Here is a 12314-nt window from a genome sequence, read left to right on the forward strand (position 1 = left end):
CGCGGTCCGTGATAACCCCCGGCTGGCTTTGCGTTGCCGGCGCTCTCCCTAGCGAGGCCCGCCTCTACTAACTAGGAAAGTCCGGCGACACAATCTCTGGAGATAGCGACGAATTGATCCGCGTTCTGGGCATTGAGACGAGTTGCGACGAGACCGCCGCCAGCGTGGTGACGCTGGACGGCGATTCCGTGCCGGTGATTGCGTCCAACATCGTGCTCAGCCAGATCGAGGAGCACGCCGCCTTCGGCGGCGTCGTGCCGGAGATCGCCGCGCGCGCCCATGTCGAGGCGCTGGACGGCATTGTCGAGGCCGCTCTTGCGGATTCGGGCGTAGCCCTGGCCGACATCGACGCCATTGCCGCCACTGCGGGCCCCGGCCTGGTCGGCGGGCTGATCGTCGGCCTGATGACGGCCAAGGCGATTGCAGCGGCCGCCGGCAAGCCGCTGATCGCCATCAACCATCTCGAAGGCCACGCACTGACCGCAAGGCTGACCGACGGGCTCGACTTTCCCTATTTGCTGCTGCTGGTTTCCGGCGGCCACACCCAGATCGTCGCCGTGCGCGGCGTCGGCGACTACCAGCGCTGGGCGACGACCATCGACGACGCGCTCGGCGAAGCTTTCGACAAGACGGCCAAAATGCTCGGCCTGCCCTATCCCGGCGGCCCGAACGTCGAAAAGGCGGCAATGTCGGGCGATGCGACGCGCTTTGCCTTTCCGCGGCCGATGAGGGGCTCGGCGCAGCCCGATTTCTCCTTCTCCGGCCTCAAGACCGCCGTGCGCCAGGCGGCGACCGCCATCCAGCCGCTAAGCGAGCAGGATGTCGCCGACATCTGCGCTTCGTTCCAGGCGGCGGTAGCCGACGTACTTGGCGACCGCGTGGCCCGCGCGCTGGCCCGCTTCCGCGACGAATTTCCGGACAAGGCCGAGCCGGCGCTGGTCGTTGCCGGTGGCGTCGCCGCCAACAGAGCGATCAAGGCGACGCTGCAGAAGCAGTGCGCCGAGGCCGGCTTCGCCTTTGTCGCGCCGCCGCTCAAACTGTGCACCGACAACGCGGCGATGATCGCCTGGGCCGGCATCGAGCGGTTGCGGGCAGGCCTGTCTCAAGAGAACGGCTTCGATTTCGTGCCGCGTTCGCGCTGGCCGCTGGACAGCATTTCGGCCCCGATGGTCGGCTCCGGCCGGCGCGGAGCAAAAGCATGAGCGCCGGCAACACAAGCGGCAGGGACAGAACCGGCTGGCGCGTCGCCGTGCTCGGCGGCGGCGCCTGGGGCACGGCGCTGGCGCTGGCGATGCTGCGCGCCGGTCACGATGTCCGGCTCTACGCCCGCGACGAAGAGACTGTTTCCGCGATCCGCCGCGGCGAGAACCCGCGTTATCTCCCCGGCATCGCCATTGAAACAGGCATTGCGGCGACGAGCGATATCGGCACGGCCCTGACCGATGCCGATTGCGCGCTGGCCGTGGCGCCGGCGCAGGCGCTGCGCGCCATGCTGACGACGGCAAAGCCCCATATGCCGAAAGGCATCCCGCTGGTTCTCTGCGCCAAAGGCATCGAGCGCGACACCGGCGCGCTGCTGTCGGCGATCGTTGGTGAGATCCTGCCCGAAACTCCGGTTTCGGCCTTGTCCGGTCCGAGCTTTGCCGCCGATGTGGCCAGGGGTCTGCCGACCGCTGTCGTGGTTGCTGCCCCCGACGACGCCTTGGCGGCCGAGCTTGCCGCGCGCTTTTCGGCGCAGAATCTGCGCTGCTATTCCAGCGACGATTTGATCGGCGTCGAGATTGGTGGCGCTTTGAAGAATGTCTTCGCCATTGCCGCTGGCGCCGTCACCGGCGCTGGGCTCGGCGCCAGCGCGCAGGCCGCCATGGTGACACGCGGCTTCGTCGAACTGCGCCGCATCGGGGCATCCTTCGGCGCCAAGCCGGAGACGCTGATGGGGCTTTCCGGCCTCGGCGACCTTTTGCTCACCTGCTCTTCGGCCCAGTCGCGCAATTTCGCCTATGGGCTGGCGCTGGGGCAAGGCAAGCCCTTGGCCGGACTGCCGCTCGCCGAAGGCGTGCCGACGGCGGCGATCGCCGCCCGCATCGCCACCGAGCGCGACATCGACGCGCCGATCATCGCTGCGGTGTCGGCGATACTGGACGGCACGATCACCATTCGGCAGGCTGTCACGGCATTGATGACCCGGCCGCTGAAGACCGAAACCGGTATTTAATTGTAAACTCCCGTGAACAGCTCGGCATTGTCCCCGCCAGGCACGATGCGGTTTTCATAGTCACCTTCCGGCAGCAGCAGTGCCTCGGCTGGACCGTTGCGCAGGACAACGTCGCTGGTACCTGCCTCCAAGGATAGGGGCGAAGAATGCGAGGTGCCGTTTATCTCGACCTCGCCGTCTGCAAGCTCCCCGCTGGTCGTGTACAGGCTGTATCGTCCGGCGACAGGCACCTTGAAAACGACCGGACGACCGGAATAGAGGCGACGACCAGCCATTCTGATGTTGGGAGCGATCTGGACGTAGCTGTCGCGGATGAGAGGCGCGATGACGGTATCGATCAAATCCATGCGATATGACCAGAGGACCATCTTGGGCGGGGAATCCGAGAGAACTTTGTAGGCTTCCGATTGCCTGCCTTCCTGCAATGTTTTCAAGACATAATGCTGGTCGAGCCAGAGTGTGGAGGGCTCCTGTCGATTGGGCAGCATGGCGATGCCGTCGAAATACTTCTCATCCGGTGCGAGCAAAGATTCCGCGCGCGAGACCAGTTCAAGCTGGGTCTGATTGTTGAGGCGTAGGTAAACGACATTGCTCGCGTAGCTCATGGCGATGGCTGTGATCAGCACCGCGAGGACAGGAACCCGGTAGCGCGCGTGGGTTGCGGTGCTGTCGAGAAGCTCCAACGACCAGAGCGCAACGAACGGCAACGCCATGATGAAGACATAAGGCCAGGGCTGGTCGTGCGTGAATACCAGCACCGTGATGACGAGTGAAAAGATCAGCGCAATTCGCCTTCGACCATCGAGTTTCATGATCCGCATCAGTGACAGGGCCATACCGGAGAAACAGATCCCGTAAAGAAGGGCGTTCCGCGCCAGTGTCTGTAACACGAACTGCCTCAGTCCCCCATAGTCACCGCCTCCACGCGTCGCAATCTCGACCGGGCCAAGTATAAGGTTTTTGGCCGCGAGAACAGGGGCTCCTCCACCGAAGATCAAGCAATAGACGATTATCGGAACGGCCCATCCAAGCACGAGCCACCCTCCGCGAACCGCCCCTGTTGCGTAGCGTCTCATCAAGGCTGCGTCAGCAACAAGGCCGATGCCGAGCGCAACGTTGAAGTAGACCGATTTCTGAGTGATGACGAAGGCAAGGCCACTTAGCATGCCGGCGGCAACAAGCTGCCTTGCCCTCAACCCAGGTGCGCGCAGGACAACCAGCAACGCCGCCACGGCGAAGAACACTGCCGGCGGTTCGGCGATGGTACGAAAGATGCGCTCCATGAAATTCGAAAAGCACAGGAGAACGAGGACGATCGTCAAAGCGCGCACGCGATCCTCGCCCAGAGCGCGAGCGCATGCGTAGATCAAAGAGATCGTCCCGCAGGCCAGCAATGCAGTCTGCATGCGGCCAGCAAGCAGAATCGACGTGGCACTCCAGCCGATCAGATGAGCAATCTCATAAAAAGCCGCATAGCCGACCGCCTTGGGATGCCAGATCGTATCGAACAGGCCGTTGGAGAAATATTTCGCCCATCCGAGTTGGACGAATTCATCCATGACGAAGCGGATGTTCCAAGCCAGAACGAACAGCAAGATGATCTTGAGTGCGATCAGGATATGCAGAAAAGTTGTTGTTGGGCGCTGCCCGAGAGCGAACAGCTTGTTTGGTCCCGGCTCCTGCGTATTCAAGACAACCCCCTCGATCGTGCCCAGGCAGACCAACGCCAGGCGTGCTGCCTCGCTGGGCACAACGCCCTTCATCCTCAGACAACAACTTCGAGGCCGGCAGCTCCGCTTGGCGAAGCATGGTTCCACCGCAGTTAATTTTCCGACACTGTGCGGAACTGAAGCCGTCGCGCTTCGGATTCTTGCAGCGCTCCGCTCCAGCCTGTCTATACGTAGCGGACTTTAGCCGCTGTTAGCCTTTTGCTTGCTAAGAAGCGTTACGTTCAGACACGGCAACCTGCCTCTGCGACAATGCAGAGGCTTGAAAGGACATCGCGTGCTACAACCCAAGATGGCATCGGGCCTCGTCTGCCCAGTCTGCTATTCCAGGCTTGGCACAAGCCCGGCTGCCCTGACCTGCGAATCTTGCCCTGCCGCCTATCCCGTGCACAAAGGCGTTCCGTTCTTTGTCGAGTCGCCGGTGAGGGAGGGCTTCGACGCTAGCTTCCATGAAGAGGCGTATGACGGTACCAGCACGCGCGCCCGAATGTACAATTCGCTGAAGCAGGTCATCACCAGCGAATATTCACCTCACGACACGCTGAATTCGTTTCTTGCGTCGATACCTCAGGGCTCGATGGTCGTGGAGTTCGGCTCCGGCGCACGGCGCGTCCGCCCCGATGTCCTCAACATTGACCTGTTCCCCACCCCGAACGTCGATCTGGTTGCTAATGTCGAGCACACGCCGCTTGCGAGCGATTCCATTGACGTCGTCATTCTGGACAGCGTGATCGAGCATGTTCCCAATCCGGCAGCGGTCGTCGATGAAGTGTTCCGTGTCCTGAAGCCGGGCGGAACGCTGCTCTGCATCAACCCTTTCTTGTTCCCCTATCACGGCTATCCCGCCCACTACTGCAACTTCACAAAGGATGGGATCGAGCAGCTTCTGCAGCGGTTCGCAAGGGTGGAGGTCCAGACGCATCAAGGACCGACAAGCGCGATCGTCAACATCCTTTCGGAATATATCGGCGTCGTTATCGGTCGAGAGAACCGAACCCGCTACATGATAGCGAAAGCCGCAATCCTGACGCTGACATTCCCGTTGAAGTTTATCGATAAATTTCTGGTCGATCGCCCGGAGAGTCACCGGATCGCCAGCATGCTCAGCACCATCGCGACCAAATAGCGTGTCGTTGATCCGCGCTTACCGCCCGTGACACGCCGGGATCCACCCATCTGCTACCAGCTGAGCAGTTCACAATAATTCGGCCGGTCCGGTGATGCCGATACTCTCTTTGCCGTCGGGAAATGCCGCTTTGCCATGGCCGCGAAGTCCGAACGCGAAAACAAGACGACATGCTTGTCTCCGGTAATGTGCCGGTCCGCAAGAAGCGACAAGGTGGCGCGTATTCCACCAGGCTCGATGTCCTTGAGGATGATCTTCCGGCAGGCCCAGCGTTCGCAACTGTTGGCCAGCGATTTGAAGAACGCCTCGCGCCGATCCACCGGTACATGATGAATGACGTCGGAAATCGTGACGACATCGTAAGACCCTTGCACGCTGGAAAGGTCCGTCGCGGGCAGAAGTTCGACCTTCGCCCGATTTGCGTTGCTTAGAAACGCACCGATCGAAGGGGCGAGATCGCACATCGTAATCCTCAGGTCGGGGCGCTGATCGAGCAGCCGGTCGACGAGCGCTCCATCGCCGCCGCCGATATCCAAAACCTTCGCGCCGTTCGGCAATTCGCGATCGAGAAAATCCGCGATTACATTGAGATTGACGAAAACACGACGGTAGACGTCTCCGACCGGCTTGAAATGGCGGCCAAGAGCCCTGCGTATGATCTGACCTGGCGGTAACATTCTTATTCCTCGTTTCCCGCAAATTGCTGTGTGGCTGGGCGAGACGATGCCGTCGGCGCGGTGGCGGGCCGCAGATTGAACCGTGACAAGATCGCCAGGTGCGCAACGACAACGTTCCAGATGAGCAATGCGACGGTGGCGATCGGAGACGCAATCGCAACACCAAGGCCAAGCCAGCAACAGAGAAGCACCATCATGGCTACCGAGATCGGGTAGGCCGCAGCCACGCCTGCCGCAAAACGCGCAAATGCCTTGAAGCGTAGCGGTTTGCCGAAGGTGAACCAGCTGTGCAGAGCGTAGCCGGTCGGCGTCACCGCCAGGAATGAAATCATGATGCCCAGCAGGTAGTGCCTGCCCAGCTGATCGACCGTAATCATGATGACATTGTGCGCAATTGCGCATATCGCTCCCACCACAATGTACCGCCATCCCCGTTCCAGAAGCGGTCTTTCGCTCTGGTCCACTGGGATGTCGGCGATCCTGACAGAGCTGGACATTGCCTCAGAAAGCTCCTGTCAGTTTCGCGCGAAGCCGGCACATGACACGCTCACGCAGCCGCGAATCGCGCAAATAGCGCCTCAATCCCGTCGGCCCGAGCGACAGCATAATACGAGCGGCTCGAAGCAAGGCCTTCAAGTCGCCGGCTGACGCAGCCGCCAGCGACACATTAACGCTGATCGATGCCCGAGCAGCAGATTCGATCCGGCGCCGGCTGCGCGCCGAAAGCCGGTCCAAATGGCGCTCCAGGACAGTCTGCATTTGCGAACGGAATTCGTTCGCATCGCGCGATCCGGTTACGGTCAGCGAATCGCCATGAACCCGGAAGGCCGTGGTTATCTCCTGGTGATAAATGACGGGTCCGGCAACGGCGAGCTTCGCCCATATATCCCAATCAGCTGTATACCAGAGCCTCTCATCCATACCCCCGCATGCCAGCCACGCATTCCGACGAAATATCGGAGCAGGCACGGACACGAAATTCTGTACGAGAAGCCGTTCCAGCAAGAAGTCGGATTCGAGCACCTTGTCGCTCGGCAAGGGACAGTTCCAGCATCCCATTCCCCGGCCGTGGCGGTCGACGATCGCAGTCGGGGCCAAGTGAAGCGCTGCTTCGGGCAGGTCCTCGAGCCAGCGTCGCGTGGCCTCGATGCGCCCGGGCAACCAAAGGTCGTCTTGGTGGAGTATGCAGACATAGTCGGCGGCGGCCAGCTCAACGCCCAGATTGGTCTTCGCCTGCCAGGGCGCTAGATCCTTTCGCCGCAGCAGCCGGAAGGCCGGCCGGTGGAGAAATCGCTCGACAATGGCGGAAGTAGCGTTTGTCGGGCTGCTGTCGATGATGATTATCTCCAGGCCATCGCTCGGCTCTGCAGCAAGCGAGTCAAGTGTCGCTCCAATCCATGCCGCCCCGTCATGGACCGGCATGACAACCGACAGAAAAGGCTTTGCGGCCGAGCCGCTTGCCGCTTGAATTTCCGCTCGCAAGGCTGCTGGAGGGCTAGAGCTCACGTCTGCTACTCAACGTATCAAGCAGCAATTTGAGCACGAAGCCGGACAGCACCATCGACATGCCGGCCACGCAGATGGTGGTGACTACAAAGGTCAGGTGCACCGATTGCTCCATGGGGCCGCCAATAAGAATCCAATGTAGCGCGAGTGAACCATCGGCCGCGAAGCCGGTTGCCGCGAGTACGCCACCGGAAAAAACCAGCCATTCCAAAGGCCGGCCGCGCGTCAGCCATGGCACAATTCGACCGCTGTAGACCGGGTGGTAGATGGCGATTGCCACCTTTGCCAGCATACCGAACAGGATCGCTGAAAGGCCAATCAACGTCGCCATGGCCGAAAGCGCGACGAAGTGAATTCCAAAGTACCATCCGCCGATGCGAACAGGCCCAGCCGCGAGAACGGCAAGGCCGGCAATGCCAGCGATCAACAAGGTCAGCCCAGGCACGAGATACATGGTATCGGGCGCATGGGCTATGATCAGCCGCAGATGTCGCCAACCGTCCCGGAAGGAACGCAGATGCGGCGCGCGGTTGCGCTTGTCGGGGTAGAGCTTGATCGGCACTTCACGAATGGCGAGCCCGGCGCGATGCGCATTGATGATCATTTCCGAAGCGAATTCCATCCCTGGCGAGCGCGCGCCGATTTTTAGAAATGCCTCGCGCGTGAAACCGCGCATGCCGCAATGGAAGTCGCGGACCGGAGAGTTGTGCAAACAGCGAGCGATGGTGGAAAGGACAGGATTGCCGAGGTAGCGATGCAACGATGGCATGGCGCCCGGCTGGATCCCGCCGGCGAACCGGTCGCCCATCACAAGTTCCGCACCCTGTTCCAACGCATCGACGAAATCGCCGAGCTGGCTCCAATCGTAGGAATCATCGGCATCCGCCATGATGAGATATTTGCCTTCGGCCGCTTCGACCGCGGCACTGATTGCCGCGCCATAGCCCTTTACCGGCTGATGAACGACCCGCGCTCCCAGCTTTTGCGCAATCTCCACCGACTTGTCCGCGGATCCATTGTCGCCAACGACGACTTCCCCCTTGATGCCGCGCATCGAGAAGGCATTGAAGGCTTTGCGAATGCAAATGCCGAGCGTCAGTTCCTCGTTCAGGCAAGGAATGATTGCAGAGACGAGAACACGCTCGGTCCCCATGCCGGCCGTGAAAGCAAGCGCGACGTCGTCGATCCGAACCGTCGTGTTGCGCGCGATGCTCTCCATTGCGACCTCTATTCAGGCGTTCTGAGCAGACCAGCCCATTTCACAATTGACTTGCTGGAGTGTTGCGTATCGAAAATTGATTATTTTTGAATTTACGAAATACTCGGTAGTGGATTTATAGGCGGCGGCAAGCAAAGCTGGTGCGCTGTTGTGGTGCGCGACGCAGCCTGTCGCCTTCGTCCACTCTTTCGGCGAAGCGGGTTGCGTTTGTGATTTTCATCAACCCAGGACTGTCAACTATTTCAACGCCTTGGCTTGAGCCATAGCGGAGATTCAATGCGTCGAGAGATCGTCATTTGGCATTGACCCGAAGCCAGCATAAAAGCAAAACCGCGATTTCGGCAGTTCAAGCGAGCTGTTGTCGCAATCCCAAAACGGAGTTTTAAAAATGCTGTTTGCGTTGATTTGCAAGGACAAGCCGGGCAGCCTGCAGGTGCGGGTCGATACGCGGCCGGTCCACGTCGCCTTTCTCGAACGCCTGAACGCCGACAACAAACTGGCCTTTGCCGGCCCGTTCCTCGACGCCGAGGGCAAGCCCAATGGCAGCCTCGTCGTCGTGGAAGCGCCCGACCTCGCCGGTGCGCAGGCGCTGTCGGCTGCCGACCCCTACGCCAAGGCCGGGCTGTTCGAAAGTGTCGAAATCCGCCAGTGGAACTGGACCTTCAACAAGCCGGCGGCTAGTTAGTTCCGGCGGCGCCTAGAGCGATCCCAGGAAAAGTGTGTAACGGTTTTCCGTCCGGAATTGCGCAAAAATAGTAGTTGGAGCAAAGACATGAACTACTGGCTGTTCAAATCCGAACCTTCGGTCTTCTCCTTCGAGGCGCTGAAGGCCAAGGGCAAGGCCGGCACGCAGTGGGACGGCGTGCGCAACTATGCAGCGCGCAACAACATGAAGGCGATGCAGATCGGCGATCTCGGCTTCTTCTATCACTCCAATGAGGGGCTGAACGTCGTCGGCATTGCCGAGGTCTGCGCGCTTGCCCATCAGGATACCAGCACCGACGATCCGCGCTGGGAATGCGTCGACATCCGAGCCTTCAAGGATGTGCCGAACCCGCCGACGCTGGAACAGGTCAAGGCCAATCCGAAACTCGCCGAGATGGCTCTGGTGCGGCTTGGACGGCTTTCCGTACAGCCGGTGACGCCGGCCGAATGGAAGGAAGTCTGCCGCATGGGCGGCCTGACGCCGGCTCCGTGACGGCCCTCACGCCGAACAGCGCGAAAAAGTTCATTCTCGACAACACGGCGCTTATGTCGCCGCCGCATGTGCCGGAGATTGTCCTCAATCTTGCCGACGAAGCGCATGACCTCTGGCAGCGCACGGAGAACGAGCTGATCGAAATCGGCCTGCCGCCGCCGTTCTGGGCCTTTGCCTGGGCCGGCGGTCAGGGCCTTGCCCGTTACGTGCTGGACAATTCGTCGGATGTGCGGGGCAAACGCGTGCTCGACTTCGCCTCCGGCTCCGGCCTTGTCGCCGTCGCCGCCGCCAAGGCGGGTGCGGCGCACGTGATCGCCGCCGACATCGACCCGTTCTGCGAAACGGCGATCCGCCTCAACGCAGAGGCCAATGGCGTTGCCATCGACTTTTGCGGCACGGACTGCATCGGCACCGACGCCGGCTGGGACGTGGTACTGGCGGGCGACGTCTTCTACGAAAAATCCTTCGCCGACACGCTGATGCCGTGGTTTTCGACACTGAAGGCGCGCGGCGCTGACATCCTCGTCGGCGATCCGGGCCGCTCCTACATGCCGAAGGCGGGACTGGAGCCGCTCGCAGTCTACGAAGTGGCGGTGACGCGGGCGCTGGAGGACGCCCTGGTCAAGCGCACCACGGTGTGGCGCTTCGCTTGACGGCATTGCCGAACAGGCGTTCCATCGCGCATTGATTTGAAGAATACGCATGTCGTTATCCCAGAACCGTCAGGCTTTGGGCGGCTTGCTTGAGGGGAGGACTTTATGGATTTTTCAGTGGTGAACTGGCTGGCGGTGATTGTCGCGGCCGTCGCGGCGTGGCTGTTTGGCGCCGTCTGGTACACGGCCCTCAGCAAGCCTTGGATGAGGGCGGCCAGGATCGATCCGTCAACGTCAAAGAAATCGATATCGCCCTTCATCATCTCCTTCATCGCCGAGCTGATCATGGCGCTGGTCTTGGCCTTGGTCGTCGGCGCGATGACCGGCGGCGAGCCGGTCCTTGTCGCAGGGCTGGTCTTCGGCTTCGTCCTCTGGCTGGGTTTCGTCGCCACGACGCTGACGGCCAACCATCGCTATGAGAATTTCGGCTGGGACCTGACCCTGATCGACGGCGGCCACTGGCTCGGCGTGCTGTTGATCATCGGCGCGGTGATCGGCTGGTTCGGGGCGCCGGTCGCCGGCTGAGGCCTGCAGAAGTCGTCAGGTCTGCGTCCTGGCGACTTCGTCGAGGATCCATTCGCGGAAAGCGATGATGCGCGGATCGTTGGCAGTGCTCTCGGGATAGACCAGGAAGTAGCCGAACTCCGGCCCCACGCGCAGACCGAGTTCAAAGGGCTGCACCAGCCTTCCCTGGGAAAGGTCGTTTGCCACCATGGCGAACTCGGCGAGCGCCACGGCATTGCCGTCGAGCGCCGCCTGCACGGCATCGGTAGAGGTTCCAAACACGATAGTCCGACTGTCGTCGAAATCGTTGATGCCGGCCGCCGCCATCCACATGCGCCAGTTCGGCCATGTCACGCCTTGGCGCGACCATTCGATATGGGCAAGCGTGTGGTTGAAGAGGTCGCGCGGTTCGCGCAGCGGCGGGCCGGAGGTCAGCAGGCTCGGGCTGCACACCGGAATGAGGATGTTGTCGAACAGGCGATGGGCGCGAAGCCCCGGATACTTGCCGACCCCGAACCGGATGCCGACATCGACGTCGTCGAGTTCGAAATCGCGCACTTCGTAGCCGATGTCGAACCTCAGTTCGATACTGGGCTGAAGTTTGCGAAAATCGTCGACGCGCCGCATCAGCCATTTTGACGCGAACTGCGCGTCGAGCGTCACCTTCAGCAATGCCGTGCCGCGCGTCAGCTTGCGCGCCCGCGACACCGCCCGGTTGAGCAGGTCGAGCGCATCGATCGAGGCCTCGAACAGCACCGTACCTGCCTCGGTCAACCGGATGGTACGACTGGTTCGCGTGAACAGCACCAGCCCGAGCTGATCCTCGATTTCCTTGATCTGGTGGCTGACCGCCGCCGGCGTCAGCCCGAGCTCGTCGGCAGCGCGGGTGAAATTGAGGTGGCGGGCGGCGGCTTCCAGAGTCCTCAGCGCGCGCGTTCCGGGCAACAGACGGGACATCACCTTATCCTCAAATAAAATTTGACGATCCGAAAAGAACTACTCGTTTCTCTCATGGATTTCAATGCGGGATGATGCACCCATCGAAACACCATCAAGCCGGATTTGATATCCGGCGGACACGGAGCGCATCATGTCCATCTTCGTTTTGAACTCGCCAGCAGCTCGCTCGAACTGGTTGCATGCCGTAACGGACTGGCTTCGCCAGGCGAAAGTCGCCATCAACCTGCCGCGCCAGGACGTGGAGGACCTTTCGGATCGCCAACTGCGCGACGTCGGCGCGCAGCGCAAGGACGTGACGCGGGCCGTGGACCGGGAACTCGGCCGGCTTGGATTGCTGGACACTGGGTGGCAGAAGCCGAGAAGGCGTTAGGCAATGGTGAGTAGGGAGTAGTGAGTAGTGAAGGATTGAAACGACGCCGAGACCATCCTACTCCCTACTCCCTACTCCCTACTCCCTACTCCCTACTCCCTACTCCCTACTCCCTACTCCCTACTCCCTACTCCCTACTCCCTACTCCCTACTCCCTAC

At 61.1% G+C, this 12314-nt stretch carries 14 protein-coding genes; 8 read left to right on the forward strand and 6 right to left on the reverse strand.

Features of this window, described 5'->3' with window-relative positions:
• Positions 1–116: 116 nt before the first annotated feature.
• Positions 117–1202: a tRNA (adenosine(37)-N6)-threonylcarbamoyltransferase complex transferase subunit TsaD gene (gene tsaD, locus NKK50_RS22670; protein WP_196815009.1), complete on the forward strand. Its 1086-nt coding sequence runs from the start codon at positions 117–119 to the stop codon at positions 1200–1202.
• Entirely contained in the window at positions 1199–2215 is a 1017-nt protein-coding gene (locus NKK50_RS22675; RefSeq protein ID WP_023745393.1) for an NAD(P)H-dependent glycerol-3-phosphate dehydrogenase, read from the forward strand. Before tsaD ends, NKK50_RS22675 begins: the two co-directional genes overlap by 4 nt.
• On the opposite strand, the gene NKK50_RS22680 is transcribed toward NKK50_RS22675, so the two are convergent.
• Positions 2212–3906 (reverse strand): DUF7056 domain-containing protein, encoded by a 1695-nt coding sequence (locus tag NKK50_RS22680; protein WP_198022456.1) that lies wholly within the window; start codon positions 3904–3906, stop codon positions 2212–2214. The two genes, NKK50_RS22675 and NKK50_RS22680, sit on opposite strands and share 4 nt — an antisense overlap.
• Before the next feature lie 313 nt (positions 3907–4219).
• Between NKK50_RS22680 and NKK50_RS22685 the strand changes: the two genes are divergently transcribed.
• Entirely contained in the window at positions 4220–5068 is an 849-nt protein-coding gene (locus NKK50_RS22685) for a methyltransferase domain-containing protein (RefSeq protein ID WP_155923597.1), read from the forward strand.
• Positions 5069–5121: 53 nt separating this feature from the next.
• Here the strand turns inward: NKK50_RS22685 and NKK50_RS22690 are convergent, their stop codons facing one another.
• The 4 genes from NKK50_RS22690 to NKK50_RS22705 are packed head-to-tail and all read right to left on the reverse strand — an operon-like array spanning position 5122 to position 8470.
• On the reverse strand, positions 5122–5745 hold the full coding sequence (locus NKK50_RS22690; RefSeq protein ID WP_023745395.1) for a class I SAM-dependent methyltransferase: 624 nt from the start codon (positions 5743–5745) through the stop codon (positions 5122–5124).
• Between the two features lie 2 nt (positions 5746–5747).
• On the reverse strand, positions 5748–6242 hold the full coding sequence (locus NKK50_RS22695) for a GtrA family protein (protein WP_352543868.1): 495 nt from the start codon (positions 6240–6242) through the stop codon (positions 5748–5750).
• A 4-nt stretch (positions 6243–6246) separates the two neighbouring features.
• Entirely contained in the window at positions 6247–7251 is a 1005-nt protein-coding gene (locus NKK50_RS22700) for a glycosyltransferase (RefSeq protein WP_023745396.1), read from the reverse strand.
• On the reverse strand, positions 7241–8470 hold the full coding sequence (locus NKK50_RS22705) for a glycosyltransferase family 2 protein (RefSeq protein ID WP_023745397.1): 1230 nt from the start codon (positions 8468–8470) through the stop codon (positions 7241–7243). The genes NKK50_RS22700 and NKK50_RS22705 overlap by 11 nt, the downstream gene beginning before the upstream one ends.
• Positions 8471–8858: 388 nt before the next feature.
• Here NKK50_RS22705 and NKK50_RS22710 point away from each other — a divergent pair, with 388 nt between their 5' ends.
• From NKK50_RS22710 to NKK50_RS22725, 4 genes are all read left to right on the forward strand, one after another.
• Positions 8859–9155, forward strand: coding sequence for a YciI-like protein (locus NKK50_RS22710; RefSeq protein ID WP_023687732.1), 297 nt, complete (start codon positions 8859–8861; stop codon positions 9153–9155).
• Positions 9156–9242: 87 nt separating this feature from the next.
• Positions 9243–9668 (forward strand): EVE domain-containing protein, encoded by a 426-nt coding sequence (locus NKK50_RS22715; protein WP_023826897.1) that lies wholly within the window; start codon positions 9243–9245, stop codon positions 9666–9668.
• Positions 9623–10321 (forward strand): class I SAM-dependent methyltransferase, encoded by a 699-nt coding sequence (locus NKK50_RS22720; protein WP_196815008.1) that lies wholly within the window; start codon positions 9623–9625, stop codon positions 10319–10321. The genes NKK50_RS22715 and NKK50_RS22720 overlap by 46 nt, the downstream gene beginning before the upstream one ends.
• Before the next feature lie 105 nt (positions 10322–10426).
• Positions 10427–10846: a DUF1761 domain-containing protein gene (locus NKK50_RS22725; RefSeq protein ID WP_352520778.1), complete on the forward strand. Its 420-nt coding sequence runs from the start codon at positions 10427–10429 to the stop codon at positions 10844–10846.
• A gap of 15 nt (positions 10847–10861) precedes the next feature.
• Here the strand turns inward: NKK50_RS22725 and gcvA are convergent, their stop codons facing one another.
• Entirely contained in the window at positions 10862–11782 is a 921-nt protein-coding gene (gene gcvA, locus NKK50_RS22730; protein ID WP_023683901.1) for a transcriptional regulator GcvA, read from the reverse strand.
• A 133-nt stretch (positions 11783–11915) separates the two neighbouring features.
• Here gcvA and NKK50_RS22735 point away from each other — a divergent pair, with 133 nt between their 5' ends.
• A complete protein-coding gene (locus tag NKK50_RS22735; RefSeq protein WP_023670491.1) occupies positions 11916–12155 on the forward strand; it encodes a hypothetical protein in 240 nt (79 codons plus the stop codon).
• Positions 12156–12314 lie beyond the last annotated feature (159 nt).

Source organism: Mesorhizobium sp. M0001 (genome assembly GCF_040324255.1).
Lineage (GTDB): Bacteria > Pseudomonadota > Alphaproteobacteria > Rhizobiales > Rhizobiaceae > Mesorhizobium.